The organism is Oleiharenicola sp. Vm1 (assembly GCF_047777955.1).
Classification (GTDB): domain Bacteria; phylum Verrucomicrobiota; class Verrucomicrobiia; order Opitutales; family Opitutaceae; genus Didemnitutus.
Genome location: NZ_CP180537.1, coordinates 4,377,421 through 4,403,982, shown reverse-complemented (window position 1 = coordinate 4,403,982; position 26,562 = coordinate 4,377,421). Strand labels below are relative to the sequence as shown.

Below are 26,562 nucleotides of genomic sequence, written 5' to 3'. Positions count from 1 at the left end.
CTCAGGCGTGCGCGCGCTCGCGCAGGAAGCGGGCGATCTCGCGCGGGTTCGGCATGGCCTCGGCCGTGCCGGGCTGCATGACGGCGAGGGCGGCGACGGCGTTGGCGAAGTGCACCGCCTCGGCCACGTTCCGCTTGAACTTCACCAGCCCGGCGGCGAAGCCGCCGACGAAGGCGTCGCCCGCGCCGGTGGAGTCGATGACCTCGACGGGGTGCGCGTTCATGCGCAGGTAGGCGTCCGGCTGCGAGACGAAGCAGCCGCGGGCGCCGAGGGTGAGAATGACGATCGGCACCTGCAGGCAGCGGCAGAGGCGGTGCAGGGCGTCGGCCTTGAGGGCGTGGAGCGTTGCCTCGTTGAATTCGCCGGCCTCGCGGTAGGCGGCGGTGCGCAGCAGCGAGGCGCAGCCGGCGTGCTGGCGGACGAGGGTGACGAACTCCGACTCGTTGGGGATGAGCACCTCGACGTGGCGCAGGAGGCCGGAGTCGAAATCGGGCCGCATCGGGGCGGGGTTGAGGACGGTGACCGCGCCCGCCTTGCGCGCGTGGCGGAGCACATGGGCGACCATGGCGTAGTCCGACTCGCCCTGGCAGACCACGACGTGCGCGGTGGCGAGCGGGCCGAGCGGCACGTCCGGCTTGTGCAGGGCGAGGTTGGCGCCGGGGGCGATGACGATCTGGTTCTGGCCGTTGCCGTCGATCGTGATGCCGGCGGTGCCGGTGGCGTATTTGTGCTTCTCGACGAAATGCGCGCGCAGGCCGATGCGGGTGGCGAACTTCTTCGCCGCGTGGCCGAAGGTGTCGCGTCCGACCGCGCCGATGAACAGGGTGGGCGCGCCGGCGCGCGCGGCGGCGACGGCCTGGTTGAAGCCCTTGCCGCCGGGCCCGGAGCGGAACTCGCCCACCACGGTCTCGCCGGGCTTCGGGAACTTGCGGGCGAAAAACGCAAGGTCCTGCATGAAGCTGCCGACGACTACGACGCGGGGTAACACGGGCCGCGAGACTAGACGGGCGCCGCCGGGCAATGCACCTCAAATCTCCCCGCGGGACCGGGCCGGCCGCCTAGTTGATGGATTTTTGCGAGCCGCCGGCGGCTTTTCCCCGTGTGCCGCTCATCGCGGGGTGCGACCGCCTGTCCAATGCGGCGTGTGCGCGCCGGGGCCGCGGCTAGGTTGGCGCGGATGTCGGTCACCTCGTCGTTCAGCGCGTCCCGGCCCGCGCCCAGTCTTGCTCCCGCGCCTGCGGGCGTGGTTCGCTCGTGGCCGATGACGACCGCGCCGATCGATCCCGCCGCCAAGCTCGCGCGCGCCAAGCGCCGCCTCTACGTCGCGGCCCAGCTCGGCGGCTGGGGCGGTTTCATGGCGATGCAGTTCGGGTTCTCCAAGGCCCTCAGCGGCGCGACCCAGCGGCAGGACGCCCTGACCGAGGCGGCGCTCTACGTGATGATCGCGCTGCAGGGCCTGCTGCTGACGCACTGGGCGCGGCCGTTCATGTCGCGCTGGCGCTGGAAAGAGATGGGCTGGCTCGCCATCGCCCCGCGCGTGCTGGGCATGGGCGTGCTGCTCTCCTTCCTCTGGAGCGCGATCGGCTACGGCTACTGCTACGGCATCGTCCAGATGCCGTGGCCGTCGAAGTTCAGCCCGGTGATCATCTTCCTGTTCAGCTGGGTGAACGGCACCGTCATCATGCTCGGCTGGCTGAGCGCCTATTTCTTCTACCACATCTTCGAGCGCATCCAGTCCCTGCAGGTCGAGCAGCTGCGCCTGACCGCCAGCGCCAAGGAGGCCGAGCTCCGCGCGCTGAAATCGCAGGTCAACCCGCACTTTCTCTTCAACTCCCTCAACAGCCTGCGCGCGCTGATCGACGAGGATGCGCCGCGCGCCCGCGAGGCGGTCACGCGGCTGGCCAACATGCTCCGCTACTCGCTCCAGTCGGGCCAGCTCGAGACCGTGCCCTTCGAGGACGAGCTGCGGATCGTCGAGGACTACCTCGCGCTGGAGCAGATCCGCCACGAGTCGCGCCTGCGCGTGCGCTGGGCCGTCGCCGACGACGCCCGCGCCTGCGGCGTGCCGCCGATGCTGCTCCAGACCCTGGTCGAGAACGCGGTCAAATACGGCATCAGCGCCCGCCGCGACGGCGGCGAGATCTTCATCGCCGCGGCCGTGGCCGACGGCGAGCTGACCATCCGGGTCACCAACCCCGGCGATCTCTCCGCCCCCACGAGCACCGCGGCCGCGCGCGCCGGCTCCTCGACCGGCGTCGGCCTGCGCAACGCCTCGGAGCGCCTCAAGCTGCTCTTTGGCGACCGCGCCCGGCTCTCCCTCGCGGCCGAGCCCGCGGGCTTCGTCACCGCCGCCGTCCGCATCCCCTGCGCCTCCCGCCCATGAAAGCCCTGCTGATCGACGACGAGCGGCTCGCCCGCAACGAACTCCGCCGCCTCCTCGCGGCCCACAAGGACATCGAGATCGTGGGCGAGGCGACGGACGTGGAGGACGCGCTCGACAAGGTCGCCGCGCTCAAGCCCGAGCTGCTCTTTCTCGACGTGCAGATGCCCGGCGCCGACGGCTTCAGCCTGCTGGAGCGCCTCGAGTCCGCCCTGCCCGCCGTGATCTTCACCACCGCCTACGACGAGTTCGCGGTCAAGGCCTTCGAGTTCAACGCGCTCGACTACCTGCTCAAGCCGGTCGACCCGAACCGCCTCGCCGCGTCGCTGGAGAAGCTCCGCCTCCGCGCCAGCGCCGGCGCGGCCGGCGACGCCGCGCCCCGCACCCGCCTCTCGCTCGACGACAAGGTCTTCGTGCGCGAGGGCGACCACTGCTGGTTCGTCCCGGTGCGGAACATCCGCCTGCTCGAGTCCGAGGGCAACTACACCCGCGTGCATTTCGACGACAACAAGCCCCAGCTCTTCCGCTCGCTCACCGCGATGGAGGAGCGGCTCGACCCGAAGCACTTCTTCCGCGCCAACCGCAAGCAGGTGATCAACCTCGCCTGGGTCGAGGGGATCGAGCCGTGGTTCAGCGGCGGCCTGCTCGTGCGCCTGAAGGGCGGCCTCAAGGTCGAGCTCTCGCGCCGCCAGGCCCAGGACTTCCGCGACCGGATGAGCCTCTGATTCTCCCCGACCCCGCGCCCTCCGCATCCCCCCACGAATTCTCCCATGATCGAGGCCCGCCATCTCACCAAGACGTTCCAGGACAAGAAACGCGGCACCATCACCGCCGTCGACGACGTCTCCTTCACCTGCCGCCCCGGGCAGATCTACGGCCTGCTCGGCGCCAACGGCGCGGGCAAGACCACCACCCTGCGCATCCTCGCCACGCTCCTGCAGCCCACCCGCGGCACGGCCAGCGTGGCCGGGCACGACGTGGCCACCGCGCCCGAGCAGGTCCGGGCCAACGTCGGCTTCCTCGCCGCCAGCACCGCGCTCTACGGCCGCCTCAACGCCCGCGAGATGATCGCGTATTTCGGGCGGCTGAACGGCATGGACGACGCGACGATCCGCGCCCGCATCGACGTGCTCGCGCACGAGCTCGACATGCACGAGTTCCTCGACCGCCGCTGCGACAAGTTCTCCACCGGCATGAAGCAGAAGACCTCCATCGCCCGCACCCTCGTGCACGACCCGGCGGTGATGATCTTCGACGAGCCCACCCTCGGCCTCGACGTCATGACCGCGCGCTCGATCGTGAAATTCGTCCGCGCCTGCCGCGAGCGCGGCAAGACCGTCATCTACTCCACCCACGTGATGAGCGAGGTGGAGAAGCTCTGCGACACCATCGGCATCATCCACAACGGCCGGCTCGTCGCCGAGGGCACGCTGGCACAGCTTCGCGCCCGTTTCGGCGAGCAGGACATGGAAGAAGTCTTCGTCAAGGCCGTGGGCGGCGAGGCCGCCGTCGCCGCCGCCCTCAACCGCTGAGTCTCCCGCCCATGAACTGGAAAGCCATCTTCGTCGTCTACAAGAAGGAGCTGAAGGACCAGCTGCGCGACCGCCGCACCATCATCTCCACCATCGTCATCCCCACCGTCGTGATGCCGCTCATGATGTTCGGCTTCGGCACGGTCATGACCAAGATCATCCGCCAGGCCCGCGACGAGGGCACGAGCGTGATGGTCGTCGGCGCCGCCGGTGCGCCCGAGCTGATGAAGGCCCTGAAGGCCGACGCGAAGTTCCGCGTCGTGCCGGAGGCGCCCGACTTCAAGCAGCGGATCGCGGACAAGAAGCTCCGCGTCGCCCTCCAGCTGCCGGAGAACTTCGACGCCGCCATCGCGCGCGGCGAGTCGCCGAAGGTGGCGGTGCTCTTCTACGACGGCGAGATCAAGTCCGGCATCGGCGCCAGCGCGCTCGAGTCGTTCCTGCAAAAATACCGCACCGGCCTGCTCGACCAGCGCCTGAAGGAGCGCGGGCTGCCGCCGGCGTTCACCCGGCCCTTCGAGCTGGCGCGGCAGAACGTCGCCCCGCCGGAGAAGGTCGGCGGCGCCACCATCGGCGGCTTCATCCCGTATCTGATCATCATCCTCTGCTTCTCCGGCGCGATGTATCCCGCGATGGACCTCACCGCCGGCGAGAAGGAGCGCGGCACGATGGAGACGCTGATGTGCAGCCCCACCGCGCGCATCAACATCGTCTTCGGCAAATTCCTCACCGTGCTCACCGCCTCCGTCGCGACCATCGTCTTCTCGATGACCTCGATGGCGGTGACCGGCAGCCTCGGCAGCAAGCTCTTCCTCGGCGGCTCCGGCATGGCCGCCGCCGCCTCGAACAAGGCGCAGGCCGCCGCCGCGCTGCCCTCGTTCGATCCCGCCGGCTTCATCGGGGTGTTCGCGATGGTCGCGCCGGTCGCGATCCTCTTCGCCGCGCTGCTGCTCACCGTCTCGCTCTTCGCCAAGAGCTACAAGGAGGCGCAGAGCTACGCCGGCCCGATGATCCTCCTCGCCATCATCCCGGCGGTGTTCGGCATGCTCCCCGGCATGGAGCTGAGCGCGAAGACCGCGCTCATCCCGATCCTCAACCTCTCGCTCGTGTGCAAGGAGATGCTCTCCGGCACCTGGAACTGGAACTACATCGCGCTCATCTTCGGCTCGTCCTGCCTCTACGCCGTCGTCGCGCTCGTCGCCTGCGTGAAGATGTTCAACCGCGAGGACGTGATGTTCCGCGCCTGACCGGCCGCTCGGATCCGTCGCGCGAGGCCGCCGATCGTCGCCGGCGGCCTTTTTCTTGGGCAACGATTTGTCAAAACCCGGAGCCGGCCGTAAACGCGCCGTCAAAACCGGCCGCCCCCATAGGCAGCGCGCCACTTGTGCGGTAAGCTGCGGTCGTCAGTCACCGACAACGCCCATGAACACACCCGACAACCCGACCCCGGCCGATCACCTGCGCTACGAAATCGCGCAGCTTGAGAAGATGCGTCAGCAGATTTTTTCCGACATGGAGGCCCTGCGCCAGCAGGAGCAGAACCTCCGGCGCTACGAGGCGCGCCTGCGCGGCTCCCAGCCGCCGATGGCCGCGACCGCCGCGCCGTTCACCGGCAGCACCCACGAGATCGACGTCGAGCGCGAGAAGCTCTCGCGCCAGCGCGCCCTGCTCGAGGCCGAACGCCGTTCGCTCACCGACGAGCGCCTCGCCGTGCGCGAGGAGAAGACCGCGCTCGCCCAATACGCCGAGGCGCTCAAGCAGCGCGAGGCGTGGCTGGCGGTCCAGGAACGCGAGCTGAAGGTGAAGGCCTTCGCGCCGCCGCCGGCGGAGAAGAAGCCGGCGAGCGTCGCGCCGTTCGGCATCCGCCTCGGTTTCAACGAAGTGCCGTTCGCGGGGATTTTCGGTTCGAATCGTCGCAGCGCGTGAGGTGTGCGCGCCGCCGATCTTGTGCGGACTAATCCGGAGAGCCCGGGCTAGGGATGGCCCGGGCTCTTCGCTTTTCGCCGCCGGACGCGCCGCCGTCGTGGCGCGGGGGCGTCACAGTTTTTCCAGCGCGGCCAGCCGGGTCGCGGCCTGCTCCCACTCGGCCGTGGCGGCGTGGAGGAGGTCCACCGTGGTGGTGAGCTCGCGGTTCAGGTGCTGCGCGCGGCCGGCCTGGGCGTAGGTCTCCGGCTTCTCGAGCTCGGCGGTGAGCTCGCCCTGCTTGGCCTCGAGCTCGCTGACGCGCTGCTCGAGCTTGCCGACCTCGATGCGGAGCTTCTTCAGCTCGTTGGGCGTGGGCTTCTTCGCCGCCGGGGCCGGGGCGGGCGCGGCGGCCTTCGCCGGCTCGGCCGCCTGCTTGGGCCGGGCGTCGGTGAAGCCCGCGGTGAGCGCGGCGCGGGCGCTGGTGGCCTTCGATTTCTCGAGGTAGTAGTCGTAGTTGCCGGCGTAGGGCGTGAGGCGGCCGCTGTGGACGTGCAGGACGTTCATCGCCAGCTGGCGGATGAAATACACGTCGTGGCTGATGAAGAGCAGCGTGCCCTCGTAGGATTTCAGCGCGTTGACGAGCGCGTCGATCGACGGGATGTCGAGGTGCGTCGTCGGCTCGTCCATCAGCAGCAGGTTGGGCGGGTTGATGAGGAGTCGCGCGAGGGCGAGGCGGGACTTCTCGCCGCCGGAGAGGACGTTGACCGGCTTGAAGACGTCGTCCTTGCGGAAAAGGAAGCCGCCGAGCACGGCGCGGGCCTGCTGCTCGGTGAGCTGGTTCTCGGCCGTGCGCAGCTCCATCACGTTCTCGAGGACGGAGAGCTCGGTGTTGAGATTGTCGCCGCGGTTCTGGGCGAAGTAGCCGGGCACGACGTTGCTGCCGAGCTCGCGCAGGCCGCCCTGGATCGGGATGACGCCGGCGAGGATCTTGAGCAGCGTGGACTTGCCCGCGCCGTTGGGGCCGACGAGCACGATGCGCTGGCCGCGCTCGGCCTCGAAGTTGAGGTCGCGGTAGACGACGTGATCGCCGTAGGCCTGCTGGACGTTCTTCAGCGTGATGACCTTCAGGCCGGAGCGCGGCGGCTGGGGGAAGCGGAAATTGATCTTCTTGAGGTCCTCCCACGGCTCCTCGACGGCGACCTCCTTGAGGCGCTCGATCTGCTTCTCCTTGGACTTGGCGCGCGAGGCCATCGAGGCCTTGGCGCCGAAGCGGTCGACGAACTTCTGCAGGTGGGCGATCTCGCGCTGCTGGTTCTTGAAGAGCGCGGCCTGCTGCTCCTTCCGCGCCTCCTTCTCGGCGAGGTAGTCGTCGTAGTTGCCGGTGTATTTGTTGAGCGTGCCGCCCTTGAGCTCGAGGATGCCGGTGCAGAGCGTGTTCAGGAACTCGCGGTCGTGCGAGATGATGAGCAGGCCGCCCGGGTAGCGCGTGAGGTAGTCCTGGAACCAGAGCAGCGCCTCGAGATCAAGGTGGTTGGTCGGCTCGTCGAGCAGGAGCAGCGCGGGCTCGCTCACGAGCAGGCGGGCGAGGTGCGCGCGCATGACCCAGCCGCCGGAGAAGGACTTGGCGGGCTTGTCGTGGTCTTCCTCGCGGAAGCCGAGGCCGGCGAGGATCTTCTTCGCGCGCGGCTCAAGCGTCCAATCGATGTCGTAATCGTCGTCGTTCTCCGGGACGAGCTTCTTGCCGCTGGTGGCGATCTGGAGGACGGTCTCCTCGCCCACGGGCGCGCTCTCCTGCGGCAGGTAGCCGAAGTCCGCGCCGCGCTCCCACTCGATGATGCCCTCGTCCGGCTGCTCCTCGCCGAGGATGAGGTTGAAGAGCGTGGATTTGCCCGCGCCGTTCGGGCCGACGAGGCCGTAGCGGTCCGTGCGCGCGACGAAGAGCGACACCTCGGCGAAGAGCTCGCGGGTGCCGTAGGACTTGGCGACATCGGCAAGGGTCAGCATGGAAAAGCCGCCGAGTGAGCCGGGCGCAGGAGGCGGCGTCAACCGTGGGTTTTGCGCGCGCGGACGCGTCGGGACGCAAAAAAGCCCGCCGGGTGGGGCGGGCTTCGTAAAATCAGTGCGCGCTCCTCAGGACGAGCCGCTGCGGTTCGACGTGTCGAGCGGCGTGTTCGCCGTGGTGTTCGAGTTGCCCGACGTCGGATTCGTGGGCGTCTGGTTGGCGGACGTGGAAACCTGATTCGCCAAGTTGGGGCTGATCTGGTTCAGCGTCGGGCTGGCGGCGGCGGCGGCGACCGTCGCGGCGACCGTCGTGCTGGCGTTGGGAGCGACGGCCTGGACCGCCGGCGTGTTCACGGCGCTGACGGAGTTGTTCATCACCGTGACGGCGGCGGTCGGGTTGGCGGCGAAGACGGCCGGCTGCGAGACGATCTGCGTCACCGCCGTGGCGATGGTGGCGACGGCTTGCGGCGCCACGGCCTGGGCCGCGGGCTGGACGATGATGCGCGCGGCGGTCGTGGCGACCTGGGACGTCTGGTTGGGCGCGTTTTGGGCCACCGCCTGACTGCCGACGGACTGCACGGCGGCGCTGGCGAGCTGGACGGCGGCGGCCGGGGACGTCGACAGCACGCGTTCGGCGACGGTGACCGCCTGCTGGGCCACCGTGGCGACGACGGTCGGATTATTGAGGGTGGCGGAGACCTGCACGGTCGCCAGGGCGAGTTGGGCCGTCGCGTCGGGCGCGGCTTGCTGCGCCGCGGGAGCCGCGAAGATGCGGGCGGCGGTGGTGACGACCGACTCGCTCTGCTGCGGCGACGAGGTTTGCACGGGAGCGGAGCGCACCGACTCGATCGCGGCGCCGGCGGCGGCGATGGCCGCGCTGGGATTGGTCGCGAGCAGCTGCTCGGCCGCTGTGACGACCTGGTTGGCGAGGGCGGCGGCTTGCTGCGGATTGCCGCCGCTCAAGGTCGCGATTACGCGGGAGACCTGGGTCGAGTTGCCCGAAAGAACCGCGGCGCGCAGGGCGGGCGGAAGATTGGCAACCCCTTGCGCCTGTTGCGCGTGCGCGAAAACGCCGGTGAGGGCTAGAGCAAGGGCCAGGATGCGGAAGAGCCGTTGGGTGTGGGTCATGAGTTGTTCAAATTGAAGTCCTCGACACCCCCACGACAGACTTTAGCGCCGCGCGGCGAATTTCGCTCAGTCTAGCGATTCGTAAGCAGGGGGGAGTTAGCGAGCCAGAGCCAGCGCGACCGCGCCGGCGACCGCGATCAGTCCGCCGGCGAGCGAACGTTTCGACGGGCGTTCGCCTTCGATCCAGTAGGCGAGGGGGATCACGGCCAGGGGCGCGCAGGCGGTGATGGGCAGCACGATGCCGCTCGGCGTCGAGGCCAGGGCCAGCTGGAACGTCGCCATGCCGAACACCGGTCCGGCCAGGGCGTGGATCAGGATCCAGCCGTGGGCGCGGAGCGGCGGCGCGGGCCGCGGCGCCTGCGCCCGGTCGAGCCACGCGCGGACGGCAAACCACGCCGCCGTGATCGCGATGCCGCCGAGAATGCGCTGGTAGGCGGCGGTCAGGCCGTCGAGGTGCGCGCCGGCCGCGGCGGTGATCTCGAAGCCGCGCCGGCTCAGGACCGCGCCGAGTCCCTGGCCCGCGGCCGCGACGAGGCCGAGCAGCACGCCGACCGGCCGCACGTGGACTCGCGGCGGCGACTGGCGCGTGGGCACCAGCGCGACGACGATGCCGGACAGGATCACCGCGATGCACGCGAACTGCCCGCCGGTGAGCCGCGTGCCCAGCCAGAGCCACTCGATGCCGATGGCGACGGGCACGCTCAGGCACTGGTTCATCGTCGTGGTCAGCCGCGAGCCGAGGAACGGCAGGGCGGCGAAGAACGCCAGGTCGCCCAGGCCCATGCCGGCGAGCCCGCTGAGCAGGAAGGTCGTGAAGGCCGGCCCGCCGTGGCCCTGGCCGAAGAGATACGCCCACGCGCCGAGGCCGACCAGGCCGACGGTGAGCCGGCCGAGGTTGGCGCGCGCCGGGCCGACCGTGTTCTGGCTCCGGTGCGCCAGCACGGACGAGGCGGCGAAGAGGCAGGTGGTGAGGAAGGCGTAGAGCACGGCGGGCGGTCAACTTGCCGCCGCGGGCCGCGACGCACGAGGCGGAAATCGCGCGGTTGCCTTCGGCGCGGGCCGGGATTGTTTCGCGCGATGCCGAACCGCCTCGCCACGGAGAAGTCGCCCTACCTGCGCCAGCACGCCGACAACCCGGTCGACTGGTTCCCCTGGGGCGACGCGGCCTTCGCGCGGGCGCGCGCCGAGCAGAAGCCGGTTTTCCTCAGCATCGGCTACTCGACCTGCCACTGGTGCCACGTGATGGCGCACGAGTCGTTCGAGAGCGCCGCGGTCGCGGAGGTGCTGAACCGCGACTTCGTCGCCATCAAGGTCGACCGCGAGGAGCGGCCCGACCTCGACCGGCTCTACATGACCTACGTGCAGCAGACCACCGGCCACGGCGGCTGGCCGATGAGCGTGTGGCTCACCCCGGAGGGCAAGCCGTTCCACGGCGGCACCTATTTCCCGCCCGAGGACCGGCATGGCCGGCCGGGCTTCGTGACGCTGCTGCACGCCATCGCGCAGCACTGGCGGAGCGAGCGGGCGAGGATCGAGGCCGGCGCCGAGGAGATCGTGCAGGCGCTGCGCCGCTACGCTAGCGAGGGCCCGGCGCGCGAGGTCGGGGCAGGCGCGGCCGACGCGCCGCTGCACGAGGCGGCGGGCGCGGCGTTCGACCGGTGCTTTCAGTATTTCTACGAGGGGCACGATCCGATCTGGGGCGGCTTCGGCGGCGCGCCGAAGTTCCCCCGCGCGGTGACGCTGAACTTCCTCCTCCGGGTCGCGGCGCTGCAGGGCGTGAAGTCCGAGGCCGGCGCCGAGGCGGTGAAGATGGCGGCGTTCACGCTCCAGCGCATGGCCGAGGGCGGCCTGCACGACCACGTCGGCGGCGGCTTCCACCGCTACGCGGTCGACGAGAAGTGGCACGTGCCGCACTTCGAGAAAATGCTCTACGACCAGGCGCAGATCGCACTGAACTGCCTCGAGGCGCGGCAGGCCACGGGCGTCGAGGTCTACGCCTGGGTGGCGCGCGGCATCTTCGACTACGTGCAACGCGACCTCACCAGCCCGCGCGGCGGCTTCTATTCCGCCGAGGACGCCGACTCGCTCCGCGCGGCCGGCCGGCCGGAGCACGCCGAGGGCGCGTTCTACGTCTGGACGAAGGACGAGATCGACGCCGCGCTCGGCGCCGACGCCGGGTTCTTCGGCGCGCACTTCGGCGTGAAGGCCGGCGGCAACGTCGATCCCGCGCACGACCCGCACGGCGAGTTCGCGGGCCAGAACGTGCTCATGCAGCAGCGGCCGCTCGCGCAGACGGCGGCGGACCTGAATCTCGATGTCACGGTGGCGGCGGACCAGCTCGTGCGCTGCCTCGAAGCCCTGCGGACACGGCGTGCGCAGCGCCCGCGGCCACACCTCGACGACAAGGTGCTCGCCGCCTGGAACGGCCTCATGATCTCCGCGCTGGCGAAGGGCGCGCAGGTGCTGGGCGAGCGCGCCTGCCTGGAGCGGGCCGGGCGGGCGGCGGAGTTTCTCCACGCCGAGCTGTGGGACGAGGCCAGCGGCACGCTTTACCGCACGTGGCGCGAAACGCGCGGGGACATTCCCGCCTTCGCGGAGGACTACGCCTTCCTCATCCAGGGCCTGCTCGATCTCTACGAGGCGGGTTTCGACCTGCGCTGGCTGCAGTGGGCGGAGCGCCTGCAGGCGCGGATGGACGCGCTGTTCTGGGACGCGGAACGCGGGGGCTATTTCAACTCCCGGGCCGACGACCCGAGCGTGCTGGTGCGGCTGAAGGAGGACTACGACGGGGCCGAGCCGGCGCCGAGTTCGGTGGCGGCGATGAACCTGGTGCGGCTCGACTGGATGCTCGGCCTGCCGGGCGCCCGCGCCCGCGCGCAGGCGACGATCGAGGCGTTCCGCGCGCACTGGACGGGGCATCCGCATGCGCTGCCGCAGATGCTCGGCGCGCTCGAGCTCTTCCTCGAGCCGCCGCGGACGATCGTGCTGGCGGGCGGGCGCGAGGCGGCGGAGCTCCGCGCGCTTGCGGCGGTGGCGCACGAGCAACTGGGACCGCGGCGCGCGCTGCTGCACGCCGACGGCGGCGCGGCGCAGGCGTGGCTGGCGGCACGCCGGCCCTACCTGGCGGAGATGCGCCCGGTCGGCGGGGCGGCGACCGCGTTCGTGTGCGAGGAGTTCGCGTGCCGGACGCCGGTCGCGACGCCCGCCGAGTTGCGCGCGCAGCTGTTCGGCGGCGCGTGAGGCGCCGCGGCCGCGGGCCGCGAACGTCCTAAAGTCTGGCCAGTCTCCGGCCGATGCCTAGCGTCTACGCCGTGAATCCTCATCCGCCCGATCCTGTTCTCCGGCGGTCGTTGCTGGCGGTGGGCAGTGCGATCGCGGCGGTGAGCCTTGTCGTCCTGATCGGACGCTTCACCGGGCATCGGCTGTGGGTGACCTTTGTCCCGGAAGGCGCGCCGATGGCGTTTGCCACGGCGATCGGCTTCCTGCTGGCGGGCGGCGCGCTGGGGGCGCACGGCACGGGACGGCCGCGGGTGGGCGCGTGGCTGGGGGCGCTGGTGCTCGTCCTGGGGGCGGGCTCGCTGATCCTCTACGCGCTGGCGGGGCCGCTGGGGCTGTCGGCCATCGATTTCGACCCGAGCACGGGAACGACCGGCTACCGTTTCGACGGGCGGACCTCGCCCAACGCGGCGGCGGCGTTCGCGCTGCTGGGCCTGTGCCTGGTGCTGATGGCGAAACCGCGGCCCTGGCCGCGCACGCTGGCGATCACGGCGTCGCTGCTGCTGGCGGTGACGTTCCTCGCCCTGGGCAGCTACCTGGCGGGCCTGCGCATGTCGTCGGTGTGGTGGCGCTCCACCGGGATGGCGGTGCATGCGGCGGCGTCCTTCCTGCTGGCCGGCGGCGCCGTGGTGGGGTGGGGCATCCGCCGCGCTCCGACGCCGGAGCGCGCGACCGCGCATTCGCTGCCGCTGTTCGCGTCGGCCGGCGGCCTGGTCCTGGTCGTGGGCGTGATCACTTTCGTCAGCAACCAGCAGTTGCTCAGCACGTCGGGTTGGGTCGTGCATTCGCACGTGGTGCGCGGGACGGTGGACCGGATCGTGGCGGAGGTGGCGCGCATGGAGTCCTCGGCGCGCGGCTACGCGCTCACCGGCGTGGCGTTGTTCCGCGCGCGGGTGGGTGACCATGGCGACGAGATCGAGGCCGAGGTGGCGCACCTGCGGGAGCTGGTGAACGACAACGCCGTCCAATCCGAACGCGCCCAGCACCTGGACGAGCTCGCGGTCCTGAAGATCGCGGCCGCCGGGGAACTGGTGCGGGTGCGCGACACCGAGGGCCAGGCCGCGGCGCAGCGCCTGTTGGCCGAGCAGCCGGCGGCGGGCGGCAGCGCGCTGGTCAACCTGGCGGACGAGATCCGGGCGGAGGAGACGCGGCTGCTGGCGCTGCGCGAGCGGGAGTGGAGTCTCACGGAGCGCGGCTCGCGCCAGGTGCAGGTGAGCGCCGGCGCCCTGGCGCTGTTGCTGGTGATCCTGGCCTTCGGCCTCGAATACCGCGCCTCGCGCGCCCGGCTGCGCGCGGAGGCGGAGCTGCGCCAGGCAAACGAGAGCCTGGAGCTGCGGGTGCGCGGCCGCACGGCCGAGCTGCGCGAGGCCATCGCCCAGCTGGCCCAGGCCGAGCAGCGCTACCGCACGGTCGCGGTCACGCTGCCGCAGCTCGTCTGGACCTGCCTGCCCGACGGCCGCTGCGACTGGCTCGGGCCGCAATGGTTCGCCTACACCGGCGGCACCGAGGAGTCGGAGACCGGCTACGGCTGGGCGGAGCGCCTGCATCCCGATGACCGCGATCCGGCGATCCGGGCCTGGCAGGCGGCGGTGGCGGACGGGGTGGTGTTTGACGTCGAATTCCGCCTCCGGCGGCACGATGGCGAGTATCGGTGGTTCAAGACCCGGGCGGTGCCGCTGCGCGACGCGGGCGGCGCGATCCTGCGCTGGTTCGGCACCAACACGGACATCCACGAGCAGAAGGCGGCGGCCGCCGTCCTGGAACAGCGCGTGCGCGAGCGCACGGCCGAGCTGGCGCAGGTCAACCGCCTCCAGCGCGCCGTGCTCGACGGCAACGCCTTCGGGATCATCGCGACCCGGCCGGATGGCACGATCGAGATCTTCAGCCGTGGCGCGGAACTGATGCTCGGCTACGCGGCCGCGGAGGTCGTGGGCCAGCTGACGCCCCGGGCCTTCCACATGCCGGCCGAGGTGGAGGCGCGGGCGAAGGAGCTGAGCGCCCAGCTCGGCCGCCCGGTCGCCCCCGGTTTCGAGGTCTTCGTCGCCCAGGCGCTCGCGGGCGGCGCCGACGAGCGCGAGTGGACCTATGTGCGCAAGGACGGCGCCACCGTGCCGGTGCGCCTGAGCGTGACGGTGCTGCGCGACGCCGCCGGCGTCGTCGCCGGCTTCCTCGGCATCGCGCAGGACCTCACGTCGCGCAAGCAGGCCGAGGTGGCCTTGCAGGCCAGCGAGCAGCGGCTCGTCCAGGTGCTGGGCAAGGCGGATTGCCTGCTCTGGGAGGCGCAGGTGCGCCTCGCGCCGAACGATTGGGACTGGCACTTCGTCGTGCAGCCGTCGGCGCTCTACCACCGGCTGTTCGGCCCGGAGCTGCCGAGTGCGAACGTCGGCCTCTGGTATCGCTTCGCCATCCCGGAGCAGGCGGAGATGAACGAGCGCAGCCGGCGCGCGATCGAGCACGGGCTGCCCGGTTACGAGCAGGAATTTCATTTTGTGCACGAGGGCCGCGAGGTCTGGATGCACGAGTCGGTCTCGATCACCCAGCCCGAGCCGGGCCATTGCTGGCTGGTCGGCGTGGCGACGGACATCACCGAGCGCAAGCGCCTCGAGTCCGACCTGCGCCGCGCGCGCGACCAGGCGCTGGAGGCGTCGCGGCTCAAGTCGGAATTCCTCGCCAACATGAGCCACGAGATCCGCACGCCGATGAACGGCGTGATCGGCATGACCGACCTCCTGCTCGGCACCGCGCTCGACCGCGGCCAGCGGGAGATGGCCCAGGTGGTGCAGAAGAGCGCCGAGAGCCTGCTCACGATCGTGAACGACATCCTCGATTTCTCGAAGATCGAGGCCGGCAAGATGCAGATCGAGTCCGGCGACTTCGACCTGCCGCGTCTGGTCGAGGACACCGTGGCGCTGCTGGCGCCGCCGGCGGCGCTGAAGCAGGTGCGCGTCACCTGCACGGTCGCGCCCGAGGTGCCGCGCCGCGCGCGCGGCGACAGCGTGCGCGTCCGCCAGGTGCTGACGAACCTCGTGGGCAACGCGGTGAAGTTCACCGACGCCGGCGAGATCGCGGTGACGGTGACGGCGGTCGACGCGCCGGGGCGGGTGCGGTTCGAGGTGCGCGACACCGGCCCGGGCATCGCGCCCGAGGAGCAGCACCGGCTGTTCGCGGCGTTCGTCCAGGGGGACGGCTCGACGACGCGGCGGCACGGCGGCACGGGCCTGGGCCTGGCGATTTCACGGCAGCTCGTCGAGCTGATGGGCGGCGACATCGGCCTGCAGAGCCGCCCGGGCGAGGGCTCGATCTTCTGGTTCACTCTGGATTTCGGCCTGACGCACGGGGCCGGCGACCCGGTGCGGCGTCCGCTCGTCGTCCCCGGCGCGCCCGGCGCGGGGACGCGGCGGCATTTTCTCGTGGCCGAGGACAACGAGTCCAACCAGCTCCTCATCCGCTCGCTGCTCGAGCAGGCCGGCCACACCTGCGAGGTCGTAGAGGACGGGCAGTCGGCGCTGCAGGCGCTCGCGGCGCGGCGCTTCGACGGCGTGCTGATGGACTGCCAGATGCCGCGGATGGACGGCTACGTCACGACGCGGAAAATTCGCGCCGGCGTCGTGCCGGGCTCCGAGCGGATCCCGATCATCGCCCTCACGGCCTACGCGATGCCGGCGGACCGGGCGAAGTGCCTCGCGGCCGGCATGGACCACTATCTCTCGAAGCCGCTGCGCGCGGCCGAGCTGCGCGCGGCGCTCGCCGCCTGCGGCTTCGAGGCGGCCGCCGCGCCGGAGGAGCCGAAACCGGCGCCGGTGAACGACCGCACTGTGCTGGACGAGAAGCAGATCGCGCAACTGCGCGCGATCCCCGGTCGCCGGCAGCCACAGCTGCTCGGCGAGCTGGTGACGCTGTTTCGCGAGACCACGCCGGGCCTGCTGCAGGAGCTCGGCGCGGCGGGCCAGGCGCGTCACGCCGAGACGGTGGAGCTGCTGGCGCACCGCCTGGCCGGCAGCTGCGCCCACATCGGCGCGTTCGCCATGCGCGGCGCCGCGCTGGCGACGGAGCGCGCCGCGCAGCAGCGCGACTGGACGGCGGTCGCGGAAGGGCTCGAGCGCCTGGCGGCGGAGTGGCAGCGCGTGCAGGACGCCCTCGGCTCCTCTCCGTTTGAGGTGCGGTGCGGGCGGTGGCGCCCGTCCGTCCTTCCTACGCGGCTCAGGGGGCGAGCGCCTCGCGCACGAGCCGGTCGTCGCCCTCGTTGCGGGCGGGCGTGATGCCGAGCACCGCGCAGAGCAGGTTGTAGACGTGGATGTTCTCCACGTCGGCGAACTCGTGCCCGCGGCGGAAGGCCGGCCCCTGCGCGAGGAAGAGCGCGCCCATGTTCGGCAGCGCGGGGTCCCAGCCGTGCGAGCCCTTGACGTAGGTGGCGCGGCGTGAGGGCCAGCCGACCTTGCTCTCGATGCTCCAGTGGTCGTCCATCACGAGCATGACGTCGGGGATGCGCGGGTTGCGGCGGTAATGGAAGCGCTCGGGCATCTCCTCGCGGAGATAGACGTGGAGCTGCGGCGGCGCCTTGGCGCGGATGCTCGCCGCCAGGGCGGCGGCGGTGACCGTGCCCGGGAGCGGGCGCACGCCGCCGTTGGGACCGGTCGACTCGACCCGGACCTTCGTCGGATCCATCAGGTCCTCGATGAACACGACGCGGTCGGGGCCGCACTCGGACATGCCGTGGTCGGAAACGATGACGAGGTTGGTCTTCTCGCGCAGGCCGCGCGCGGCCAGGCCGGCGAGCAGGCGGGCGATCGCGGCGTCGGCTTCGTGGGCGGCGGCGGCGGTCTCGGGCGACTCGGGGCCGAAGGTGTGGCCGGCGTGGTCGACGAGGTCGAAATACAGCGTGCAGAAGCGTGGGCGCTGCGCCGCCGGCCGGTCGAGCCAGGCCAGCAGGCCGTCGACCCGCGCGTCGCTTCGGAGGCGGCCGTTGAATTTCTGGAAGAGCGTCGGGCGCACGCCGCGGATCTCCGTTTCCGAGCCCGGCCAGAAATAGCACGCGCTGCGCACGCCCTGTTTCTCCGCCGTGATCCAGACCGGCTCGCCCTCGTCCCACCAGCGCGACTCGGCGTTGCTGTCGGGCTTGCTCATGCCGAAGGTCTCCGCGTAGGCGGGATCCCAGAACCAGTTCGAGACGATGCCGTGCGACTCCGGGCGCAGGCCGGTGACGAGCGTGTAGTGGTTGGGAAACGTCTTGGAGGGGAAGCAGGGCGTCATCCGCTGCGCGTGCACGCCCTCGCGCGCGAGCTGCCGCAGCGTCGGCACGTCGTAGCGATCGAGGTAGTCCCAGCGGAAGCCGTCGATCGAGACGAGGATCAGCAGCTCGTCCTGCGGCCGGGCCCGGTGGGCGGCGGCGGGTTGCTGGCACGACGAGAGGCCGGCGAGCGCGATGAGCAGACCGAGGCAGGCGGCGAAACGCATCCCCTGACTCTGGGATTGGCGGCCGGCGGCGCAATGCACATTCTGCCGCCGATGACCGACGCCGAGAGACTCACGCGCCTCGAGGAGCGCTACGCCCACCTGCAACGCCACAGCACCGAGCAGGACAAGGCCATGCTCGAAATCGCCGAGCAGCTGGCGCGCCTGCAGGCCGAGCTGGCCGTCCTCCGCGCGCAGCAGCCCGGCGGCGCCTCGTCGCCGAGCGAAGGCGACGCGGCGGACGAGCGCCCACCGCACTACTGAACGGACCGGGCGCCGCGGCGCCGGCCGGTCAGAACTGCGCCGTCACCTCGGTGTGGCGGCCGGCCTCGAGCGTGAGCTCGCCGACGAGCGAGGCGAGCTCGTCGTTCTTGTAGAGCTTGCAGCGGACGGGACCGGTGGCGTCGTGCGTCGACCAGCCCCACTTGCCGATCGAGACGAACTGCATCGGGATGCCGTGATCCCACGACAGGCCGGGGCCGTCGCCGCGGATGAAGAGCTTGTTGCCGATGCCGATGTAGGCCGTCGCGAGTAGACGCGTGGCGCCGTCGGACGAAGTCGAGGACTCGACCTCGCTGGCGGCGGGCGCTTCGCCGGCGGGTTCGTCACTGGCGGGGGCGGCGGGGGGCTCGTCGCGCGCGACGACGACGGAGGCCGGCTCCGGTTCGGCCGGGGCGGGCGCGGGGGCGACCGACGGATGCTCGGTGCCGTTCGCGGCGGCCGGCGACTCGTCGGCCGACATGGCGAGAAGGGTGTCCTCGGCCTTCGGCTTGCGCGGGGCGCGCGGCTTCTTCGGCTTCGGGGGCTCGGTGGCGGCGGGAGCGGGATCGGAGGACGCGGCCTCCGGGGCCGGCGCCGCGGAGGCGACGGGAGAGTCGGCGGCGGAAGGCTCCGCAGGTGCGGCGACCGCGGGAGCGGGAGCCGCGGGCTCCGCCGGTGGCGGCGGCGGGTGGGCGCCGTCGTTCGCCGCGACCGGAGCCGGGGCCGGAGCGGCGGCGGGCGCCGCCACGACGGCGATCGTCGTGGGCACGCCGGCGGCGGCGTGCTTGAGCGCGGCGATCCGGGTGTCGAGGTCCTTGAGGGCGGCGGCGATCTTCGCCTGGAATTCCGCGGCGGCGTCGCTCGACCCGCTCTGCAACTTGGCAAGCGCGGCCTCGGCGGCGGTGAGCTGCTTGCGGGTGGCGACCTCGAGCGCGGCCCAGTCGGCGGCGGCCTTCGCGATCTTCTCCGCCGTGCCCTTGAGCTGGTCGGTGTTGGCGGCGCGCAGTTCCTCGAGCTCGGTCTCCAGCGCCTCGCGGTCGCTCTCCTCCTTGGCGGCGAGGGCCTCGTTGAACTCGGCCAGCTTCTCCTGCATGCGGTAGGGCAGCGTCTCGGCGTCGCGGGCGGACTTGTGGACGGCTTCCTCGACCGCCTTGATCTGGGCGGCGGCGCGCGCGAGGCTCTCGGTGGCGGCGTGGAGGCGCGCGACCTGCTCGTTGATGCGCTCGCGCTCGTGCTGGACCGCCTCGGCCGTGTCGGCGGCGAAGTCGATCAGGAAGGGCACGAGGCCGATGACGGCGGCGAGCGCCGCGCACAGGACCGCGCTCACGAACGGCAGCGGGGCGTAGGGGTCCTTGGCAAAGTAGACGATGACGAACGCGAGGAGGAGGAGGCCGGCGTCGATCGCGAGAAAGATCCACTTCGGCAGGCGGGGAGCGGGTTCGAGATTCATGGGGCGATTTCGCGCGCTGGGCTCGTTTTCCCTCGGGCAACGGCGCATCTCAAGGCTAAACCCGCGCGCGGCCCGAGCGAAATCGGCCCTTGTGCCGCCGGCGTTCCGCGGCATCGTCGCGGCGTTCCCATGAGTTTCCCGCATTTCGTGCGCATCGACCGGGACGACCGCGAGGCCGGGCGCCACTACGTGGTGCACACGCACAATCCGCCCTTCACCGTCGAGCTGACGCCGGATCGGGACGCACCGGACCAGGTGGGCCAGGGCGTGATCAAGCGCGTGTGCGTGCCGAATTCCTGGGCGGGCGACTACGGCCGCTACGCCCAGCTGCTCACGCAGGCGCAGGAGTTCTTCGCCGCCTCGGGCGGCGGTCCGGCGCCGCGGCGGCTGCGGGGCTAGCGCAGCAGCGCGCGCCAGGTCGTGACGGAGAGGGACAGCAGCATGCCGATGCGGATGGCGCCCTCGAAGGTCAGGATGACGAGTGTCCACTTCAGCGGCGCGGCCGCGCGCAGGCCGTAGCCGATCGCGGTCGTGCCGAGGAGCGCGAAGCCCTGCGCCCGGCCGAGCGGGTGCAGCAGGAGCGTGGTCATCCAGGCGAAGTAGACGAGCAGCCCGCCGGCCCAGAACGCCGCCCGGCCGGCGGACAGCGGCAGCTCGCGCGGGTCGGCGTGGGCGCGGATGCGCTGGATGCCGAGGTAGCGCTCGCCGACGAACAGCTGCCAGAGCTCGAACGCGAAGAAGAGCGGCGCGAGCAGGGCGAGCGGGTTCACGCGCGCAGCATCGGCGCGACGGCGGCGGGAGCGCCAGCCGTTTTTCGCCCCGGCGCCGCCGTGTCACCGGAGCAATTGCGCCTTGAGCCGCGCGGCGGCGGACGCATCCTCGCGCCCCGTGGGCGAAATCACGTTGATCCTCGGACGCGTGCGCGCCGGCGATGCCACCGCCGCGAACGAGCTCATGGCGCGCGTCTACGACGAACTGCGCCGCCTCGCCGCCGCCAAGCTCGCGCGCGAGCGCGCGGGCCAGACGCTCCAGGCCACCGCGCTGGTCCACGAGGCCTGGCTGCGCCTCGGCGGCGACGACCAGCCGGCGTGGCAGAACCGACGGCACTTCCTCGCCGCGGCCGCGGAGGCCATGCGCCGCATCCTGATCGACCGCGCGCGCCAGCGCCAGGCCGCGCGCCGGGGCGCGGGCGCGGAACGCCTCCCGCTCGACGAGCTCGAGCTGCCGCAGGCGATGCCCGACGAGCGGCTCGTCGCCCTCAGCGAGGCCCTCGACCGGCTCGCCGCCGCGGCGCCGGAGAAGGCCGAGCTGGTGAAACTGCGCTATTTCGCCGGCCTGACGCTCGAGCAGGTGGCCGAGGCGCAGGGCATCTCGCACGCCGCGGCGAAGCGCGGGTGGACGTTCGCCCGCGTCTGGCTGCTCCGCGAGATGCAGGAACTCGCGCCCGGGCCCGAAAAATCCTGAGCCGTTCGCGTCCGTTTTTCCGCCTGTCTAGCTGACCCGCATGCCCAGCTCCCTCGAACGCGAGGAAACCCTCTTCGCCGCCACGCTCGCGCAGCCGCCCGAGGCGCGCGCGGCCTACCTGCGCACGGCGGCGGGCGGCGACGCCACGCTGGTGGCGCGGGTCGAGATGCTGCTGGCCCTGCACCCGAAGACGGAGGGCTTCCTCGAGGAGACGGCCGGCGAGGCGATCGCCGCCGCGCTCGGCCACCCGGCGCCGGCGGCGGCGACCGCCGAGGAGAACCTCATCGGCGCCCAGGTGGGGCCGTTCACCCTCCGCGCCCGGCTCGGCGAGGGCGGCGTGGGCGTGGTCTACCGCGCCGAGCAGGCCGAGCCGCTGCGCCGCACGGTGGCGCTGAAGGTGATCAAGCCCGGCATGGACACGCACGAGGTCCTCGCGCGCTTCGACGCCGAGCGGCAGGCGCTGGCGATGATGGACCACCCCGCGATCGCGCGGGTGTTTGCGGCCGGCACGACGCCGCGGGGCCGGCCGTATTTCGCGATGGAGCTGGTCGAGGGCGTGCCGCTGACCCGGTATTGCGACGAGCGGGCGCTGTCGGTCCCGGAGCGGCTCGAGCTCTTCCTCCAGGTCTGCCACGCCGTGCAGCACGCGCACCAGAAGGGCGTCATCCACCGCGACCTCAAGCCGTCCAACCTCCTGGTCTCGGTCGCCGACGGCGTGGCGCGGCCGAAGATCATCGACTTCGGCATCGCGAAGGCCACGGCCGGCGGCGGCGCGCTGCCGGCGGTGACGCAGGTCGCGCAGTTCGTCGGCACGCCCGGCTACATGAGCCCGGAGCAGGTGGCCGGCGACGCCGACCTCGATACCCGCAGCGACATCTACAGCCTCGGCGTCGTGCTGCACGAGCTGCTCACCGGCCGCACGCCGCACGACGCGCGCGGCGGGGTCGACGCGCTCGAATGGCGCCGGCGCATCCGCGAGGTCGAGGCCGTGCGGCCCTCGCTGTTCGTGCAGCGCCTCGGGGCGGAGGATCGCGGCGCGACCGCGCTGATGAGGGTCACCACGCCCGCGCGGCTGGTGGCGCAGTTGCGGGGGACCTCGACTGGATCGTGCTGCGCTGCCTGGAAAAGGACCGGGCCCGCCGCTACGCGACCGCCAACGCCCTGGCGAGCGACCTCGTGCGCCACCAGCGCCACGAGCCCGTCACCGCCGCGGCGCCGAGCCGGCTTTATCGCCTGGGAAAATCCCTCCAGCGGAACCGCGCCGCCTACGCCGCCGGCATCCTGGTCTTCGCCGCCCTGGTGGCCGCCACGGTCGTCAGCCGGACCCAGGCCGTCCGCGCGCAGCGCGCCGAGCAGCTGGCCGACCAGCGCGCCGCCGCCGAGGCCGCCGCGCGCGCCCGCGCCGAGCGGGCGGAGCGGACCGCCGCGAGCGAGGCCGCATCGAGCCGCGCGCTGTCGGATTTCCTCCGCGAGGACCTGCTGGCGCAGGCTTCGCCGGACAACCAGCGCGACCGCGACCTCAAGCTCCGCACCGTGCTCGACCGCGCGGCCGCCCGCCTCGAGGGCCGCTTTGGCGACCAGCCGCGGGTGGAGGCGGCGATCCGCGAGACGCTGGCCAGCACCTACATCGCGCTCGGCGAATTCCCGGCGGCGGAGCAGCAGCTCGTCGCGGCGCGCGCGCTGCACCGGCGCGCGGCGGGCGACGACGGCGAGGGTGCGCTCCGCACCGCCGGCCAGCTGGCGCACGTGCTGCGCCTGCAGAGCCGCCTGCCGGAGGCCGCCGCGCTCGCCGCCGAGACGCTCGCGCGCCTCGAGCGGCAGTTCGGTCCCGAGCACGCCCTCACCGTGCAGGTGCGCAACGCGCTGCAGGCGATCCTGCTCGGGCAGGGCAAGTTCGCCGAGGCCGAGCCGCTGCTGCGGCGCTCGGTCGAGGTCAGCCGGCGCACGCTCGGTCCCGAGGCCCCGGGCACGCTCATGGTGCTGTCGAATCTCGCCCTCGCCCTGACCGAGCTTGGCCGGCTGGACGAGGCGATCCGGCTCAGCGAGGAGACGATCGCGGTCAAGAGCCGCGTGCTCGGCGCCGAGCATCCGCAGACGCTGCCGACGATGATCAACCTCGCGGCCATCTACTGCATGGCCGGCCGGATGAGCGAGGCGGTCGAGCTCGGCCGGAAGGTCGTGGCGATCCGCGACCGCGTGCTCGGGGCGGAACACCCGCAGACGCTCGGGGCCTCGGACATCCTGGCGAACATCTACGTGCAGGCCGGGCGCTTCGCCGAGGCGGCGGAGCGGTTCGACCGCACGCTCCCGGTCGAGACGCGCGTGCTCGGGGCCGACCACGCCGTCACGCTCGCGGCCGCCGTCGCCCGCGCGGGCGTCCACCTCGAGCAGGACGATCCCGCCGCGGCGGGGCGGCTGGCGGGCGAAGCGCTGGAGCGGCTGCGGAAGCGCTTCGGGCCGGAGCACGTGCAGACCTTCGATGCGCTGCTGGTGCTGGCGCGGGCGCGCGCGGCGCAGAGGAACTGGACGGAGGCGGACGAGCTGTTCGCCCAGGCCCGCCGCATCGCCGGCCGCGCGCTCGGGCCGACCGCGCCGCGCGCGCTGGAGCTGAGCTACCGCGAGGCCGCGCTGCGCCTGGACGAGGGCCGTCCGGCGGAGGCGCTGCCGCTGTTCGCCGCCGTCTTCGCGCAGCGCCGCCGGACGGTCGGGGAGAACCACGCCGACACGCTCGGCGCCCAACTCGGGCAGGGCGAGGCCCAGCTGCGCAGCGGCGAGTCCGCCGGCGCCGAGGCGACGTTGCTGGCCTGCGATGCGAGCTTCCGCCGGGCGATGGCCGCCGCGCCGGACAACCCGGCCTTGCCGCGCACCGCGGCCCGCGTGCGGCGGCTGCTGGCGGAGCTATACGAGCAGACCGGGCGCGGCGCGGAGGCGGCGCGCTGGAAAAATTGATTTTCTTCCGGCCGGCTGAGCCGTTCCGGACGTTTTCTGCGCATGTGGGGGTGAACTGCCATGCCCGCCGCTTGCCCGATCCGCCCCGCCCGTGCCTCGACGCCCGTCCAGACGTCGGGCACGGGCCGGCGGCCGGGTGGCGGCGAGGCACGGCAACGGCCCGCGCCTTCGGGGGTCGCATACTGAACCAGGTCACGCCGGGGTAAGCGCGGGCGAGGCGGCTACGAGCCTCGCCCGCTTTCTTTTTCGCCCGCGGCGGGCGGGCGGCGGTAATTTGTGCAACCGGCGCGGGTCGCCGCGGGTGTTGGCGGACAACCCACGTTACCCATGTTGTCCGACCTGCGCCTTTCCCTGCGGACTCTCGCGAAGAGCCCGCTGTTCTGTGTTGTCGCCATCGTCACCCTCGGCCTCGGCATCGGCGTCAACACGGCGATGTTCTCCATCATCGACGCCATCCTCTGGCGCGGGCTGCCGTTTCCCGAGCAGGAGCGCATCGTCGCGGTAGTCGGGCGCAACGAGGCGCAGCCGCGCGACCGCTTCGGCATGTCGTGGGCGGAGTTCGAGGATTTCCGGCGCGGGCAGCGGTCGTTCGCGGACGTGGCGGCGCTGGAGGACCGGACCACGACGCTCAGCGGCCCCGGCGGCGAGCCCGAGCGCATCGCCGGCACGGCGACGTCGGCCAGCGGCATGACCATGCTGCCCGGGCCGCTCGCGCTCGGCCGGTGGTTCACCGCCGAGGACGACCAGCCCGGCGCGCCGGGCACGATCGTGCTCAGCCATGCGCTGTGGACGAACCGCTTCAAGGCCGACCCCGCGATCGTCGGGCGGCAGATCAAGGTGAACAGCGAGTGGACCACGATCGTGGGCGTGGCGGCGGAGGGCTTCCGGTTTCCGGAGGACGCCGGCGCGTTCGTGCCGATGCGCGACCTGCACCTGAAGGACAAGCGCGACGAGCGCGGCCTGACGATCTTCGGCCGCCTCAAGCCCGGGGTGACGCTGGCGCAGGCGCACGCCGAGGTCGCGGCGTTCGGCGCCCAGCTGGCCAAGGACCACGGCGACACCAACCGCGGCGTCACCTTCGGCGCGCAGACGCTCTTCGAGCGCTTTTCCAGCGAGGAGGACCGGCAGCTCTTCGGCGTCATGCTCGGCGCCGTGCTGCTCGTGATGCTCATCGCCTGCGCCAACGTCGGCAACCTGCTCCTCGCCCGCTCATCCGTGCGCGAGAAGGAACTCGCCGTGCGCGCCGCGCTCGGCGCCGGCCGCGCGCGCGTCGTGCGCCTGTTGCTGGCGGAGGCGCTGCTGCTCTCGTGCGCCGGCGCCGCGTTCGGCTGCGTCATCGCGGCGGGCAGCCTGGAGGTTTTCCGGCGCGCGGTGGCGGACGCGCATCCGCCCTACTGGATGCACTTCGACCTCGACGGCGCGGCGCTGCTCTACGCCGCCGGGCTGGCCGGCGCCTCGTGCCTGCTGGCCGGGCTCTATCCGGCGTGGCGGCACTCGCGGCCGGACTTGAACACCGTGCTCAAGGACGCCGGGCGCGGCTCGACCAGCGCGGGCGTCGGGCGCTTCGCGCGCCTGATGATCGTGGGCGAGGTGGCGCTGTCGTGCCTGCTGCTGGTGCTCTCCGGCCTGACGATCCGCAGCGTGATCCAGACGCAGGCGCTGCCGCTGGGCTTCACCTCGGCCGGGATCTACTCGGGGCGCGTGGCGCTGCTCGATCGCGAGTATGACGACGTGGCGAAGCAGAAGCAGTTTTTCTCCCGCCTGATCGAGCGGCTGCGCGAGCGACCGGAGATCGCGGACTTTACGCTCAGCGACATGCAGCCGACCTGGGACAACAGCCAGCCGATCCTGATCGAGGGTCGCGCGCCGGAGGCCGCCGGCAAGCCGCCGCTCACCTCGAGCTGCAAGGCCGTCGCGCCGCATTTCTTCTCCACGCTCGGCATCGGCCTGTTGCAAGGGCGCGATTTCACCGACGCGGATAGCGCCCAGTCGCAGCAGGTGGCGATCGTCAACACGGCGTTCGTGCAGAAATACTGGCCGAACCAGGAGCCGCTCGGGCGCCGCTTCCACTTCGGCGCGGGGAAGCCGGGCGAGAAAGAGGACTGGCTGACGGTCGTTGGCGTGGTGACTCCGATCATGGAGGGGCGCTTCAACGCGCAGCCGGGACCGCAGGCCTACGTGCCGTTCACGCAGTCGGCTGACGTCCGGCGCATGACCGTGATGGCGAAGGCGCGCGGCGGGGACGCCGTCGCGCTCGCGCCGGTGCTGCGCCAGACGGTGAGCAGCCTGAGCGACGACCTGCCGGTCTATTTCGCACAGACGCTCGACCAGATGCTCGAGGAGGCGCGGTTCTCGAAGCGGATCATCGCCTGGATCTTCGGCGTCTTCGGCGCCGTGGCGCTCGTGCTGGCCGGCGTCGGCCTCTACGGCGTGATGAGCTACTCGGTCGCACAGCGCACGTCGGAGATCGGCGTGCGCGTGGCGCTCGGCGCGACGCCGCGCGACGTGCTCGGCCTCGTGCTGCGCCAGAGCGGCGGGCAGATTGGCCTCGGCCTGGCGCTGGGGCTCGGCGTGTCGTTCTTCGCCGGCCAGCTGATGGCGGGGTTCCTCTACGCGGTCAGCCCGCGCGATCCCGGCACGTTCATCGGCACGGTGCTGGCGCTCGGCCTCGCCGGGACGTTCGCCACGCTCGTGCCGGCGCTGCGGGCGCTGCGTGTGAACCCGGTCGTCGCGCTGCGCAACGAGTGAGGGAAAGTATCGCGGGCCGT

At 72.0% G+C, this 26,562-nt stretch carries 19 protein-coding genes and 1 pseudogene; 13 read left to right on the top strand and 7 right to left on the bottom strand.

The window, feature by feature from the left end:
* Nucleotide 1: 1 nt before the first annotated feature.
* Nucleotides 2-988: a ribokinase gene (locus ACMYLB_RS20995; RefSeq protein ID WP_415908893.1), complete on the bottom strand. Its 987-nt coding sequence runs from the start codon at nt 986-988 to the stop codon at nt 2-4.
* Nucleotides 989-1,243: 255 nt separating this feature from the next.
* Here ACMYLB_RS20995 and ACMYLB_RS20990 point away from each other — a divergent pair, with 255 nt between their 5' ends.
* From ACMYLB_RS20990 to ACMYLB_RS20970, 5 genes are all read left to right on the top strand, one after another.
* The gene (locus ACMYLB_RS20990) at nt 1,244-2,383 is read left to right on the top strand and encodes a sensor histidine kinase (protein ID WP_415908892.1); all 1,140 of its coding nucleotides are present in this window, start codon (nt 1,244-1,246) and stop codon (nt 2,381-2,383) included.
* Nucleotides 2,380-3,105: a LytR/AlgR family response regulator transcription factor gene (locus ACMYLB_RS20985; RefSeq protein WP_415908891.1), complete on the top strand. Its 726-nt coding sequence runs from the start codon at nt 2,380-2,382 to the stop codon at nt 3,103-3,105. Before ACMYLB_RS20990 ends, ACMYLB_RS20985 begins: the two co-directional genes overlap by 4 nt.
* Nucleotides 3,106-3,150: 45 nt before the next feature.
* Complete coding sequence (locus ACMYLB_RS20980; RefSeq protein ID WP_415908890.1) at nt 3,151-3,912, top strand: ATP-binding cassette domain-containing protein; 762 nt, start codon at nt 3,151-3,153, stop codon at nt 3,910-3,912.
* A gap of 11 nt (nt 3,913-3,923) precedes the next feature.
* Nucleotides 3,924-5,156, top strand: a complete 1,233-nt coding sequence (locus ACMYLB_RS20975; protein ID WP_415908889.1) for an ABC transporter permease — start codon at nt 3,924-3,926, stop codon at nt 5,154-5,156.
* Between the two features lie 175 nt (nt 5,157-5,331).
* Entirely contained in the window at nt 5,332-5,835 is a 504-nt protein-coding gene (locus ACMYLB_RS20970; RefSeq protein ID WP_415908888.1) for a hypothetical protein, read from the top strand.
* 111 nt (nt 5,836-5,946) lie between these two features.
* On the opposite strand, the gene ACMYLB_RS20965 is transcribed toward ACMYLB_RS20970, so the two are convergent.
* From ACMYLB_RS20965 to ACMYLB_RS20955, 3 genes are all read right to left on the bottom strand, one after another.
* Nucleotides 5,947-7,818 carry an ABC-F family ATP-binding cassette domain-containing protein gene (locus ACMYLB_RS20965; protein WP_415908887.1) on the bottom strand — a complete coding sequence of 624 codons (1,872 nt, stop codon included), beginning with the start codon at nt 7,816-7,818 and terminating at the stop codon, nt 5,947-5,949.
* A 126-nt stretch (nt 7,819-7,944) separates the two neighbouring features.
* Complete coding sequence (locus ACMYLB_RS20960; RefSeq protein WP_415908886.1) at nt 7,945-8,943, bottom strand: hypothetical protein; 999 nt, start codon at nt 8,941-8,943, stop codon at nt 7,945-7,947.
* Between the two features lie 96 nt (nt 8,944-9,039).
* Entirely contained in the window at nt 9,040-9,930 is an 891-nt protein-coding gene (locus tag ACMYLB_RS20955) for a DMT family transporter (RefSeq protein WP_415908885.1), read from the bottom strand.
* Nucleotides 9,931-10,020: 90 nt separating this feature from the next.
* On the opposite strand from ACMYLB_RS20955, the gene ACMYLB_RS20950 reads away from it, so the two are divergent.
* Together ACMYLB_RS20950 and ACMYLB_RS20945 are read left to right on the top strand one after the other, a co-directional pair.
* Complete coding sequence (locus tag ACMYLB_RS20950) at nt 10,021-12,183, top strand: thioredoxin domain-containing protein (protein ID WP_415908884.1); 2,163 nt, start codon at nt 10,021-10,023, stop codon at nt 12,181-12,183.
* Nucleotides 12,184-12,236: 53 nt separating this feature from the next.
* Entirely contained in the window at nt 12,237-16,478 is a 4,242-nt protein-coding gene (locus tag ACMYLB_RS20945) for an ATP-binding protein (RefSeq protein WP_415908883.1), read from the top strand.
* On the opposite strand, the gene ACMYLB_RS20940 is transcribed toward ACMYLB_RS20945, so the two are convergent.
* Complete coding sequence (locus ACMYLB_RS20940; RefSeq protein WP_415908882.1) at nt 16,420-17,673, bottom strand: ectonucleotide pyrophosphatase/phosphodiesterase; 1,254 nt, start codon at nt 17,671-17,673, stop codon at nt 16,420-16,422. The genes ACMYLB_RS20945 and ACMYLB_RS20940 overlap by 59 nt on opposite strands.
* 51 nt (nt 17,674-17,724) lie before the next feature.
* Between ACMYLB_RS20940 and ACMYLB_RS20935 the strand changes: the two genes are divergently transcribed.
* Complete coding sequence (locus tag ACMYLB_RS20935) at nt 17,725-17,934, top strand: SlyX family protein (RefSeq protein WP_415908881.1); 210 nt, start codon at nt 17,725-17,727, stop codon at nt 17,932-17,934.
* Between the two features lie 28 nt (nt 17,935-17,962).
* On the opposite strand, the gene ACMYLB_RS20930 is transcribed toward ACMYLB_RS20935, so the two are convergent.
* The gene (locus ACMYLB_RS20930; protein ID WP_415908880.1) at nt 17,963-19,381 is read right to left on the bottom strand and encodes a hypothetical protein; all 1,419 of its coding nucleotides are present in this window, start codon (nt 19,379-19,381) and stop codon (nt 17,963-17,965) included.
* 129 nt (nt 19,382-19,510) lie between these two features.
* Here ACMYLB_RS20930 and ACMYLB_RS20925 point away from each other — a divergent pair, with 129 nt between their 5' ends.
* Nucleotides 19,511-19,780, top strand: coding sequence for a hypothetical protein (locus ACMYLB_RS20925; protein WP_415908879.1), 270 nt, complete (start codon nt 19,511-19,513; stop codon nt 19,778-19,780).
* On the opposite strand, the gene ACMYLB_RS20920 is transcribed toward ACMYLB_RS20925, so the two are convergent.
* Complete coding sequence (locus tag ACMYLB_RS20920) at nt 19,777-20,151, bottom strand: hypothetical protein (RefSeq protein ID WP_415908878.1); 375 nt, start codon at nt 20,149-20,151, stop codon at nt 19,777-19,779. The genes ACMYLB_RS20925 and ACMYLB_RS20920 overlap by 4 nt on opposite strands.
* A 118-nt stretch (nt 20,152-20,269) precedes the next feature.
* On the opposite strand from ACMYLB_RS20920, the gene ACMYLB_RS20915 reads away from it, so the two are divergent.
* The 4 genes and pseudogenes from ACMYLB_RS20915 to ACMYLB_RS20900 all read left to right on the top strand — a co-directional run bounded on the left by ACMYLB_RS20915 (nt 20,270) and on the right by ACMYLB_RS20900 (nt 26,542).
* On the top strand, nt 20,270-20,845 hold the full coding sequence (locus ACMYLB_RS20915) for an ECF-type sigma factor (RefSeq protein ID WP_415908877.1): 576 nt from the start codon (nt 20,270-20,272) through the stop codon (nt 20,843-20,845).
* A 40-nt stretch (nt 20,846-20,885) separates the two neighbouring features.
* A pseudogene (locus ACMYLB_RS20910) lies at nt 20,886-21,728 on the top strand (serine/threonine-protein kinase); the annotation flags it as partial.
* Nucleotides 21,729-21,952: 224 nt separating this feature from the next.
* Nucleotides 21,953-23,794 (top strand): tetratricopeptide repeat protein, encoded by a 1,842-nt coding sequence (locus tag ACMYLB_RS20905; RefSeq protein ID WP_415908876.1) that lies wholly within the window; start codon nt 21,953-21,955, stop codon nt 23,792-23,794.
* A gap of 327 nt (nt 23,795-24,121) precedes the next feature.
* On the top strand, nt 24,122-26,542 hold the full coding sequence (locus ACMYLB_RS20900) for an ABC transporter permease (protein WP_415908875.1): 2,421 nt from the start codon (nt 24,122-24,124) through the stop codon (nt 26,540-26,542).
* The last annotated feature ends 20 nt before the right edge of the window (nt 26,543-26,562 follow it).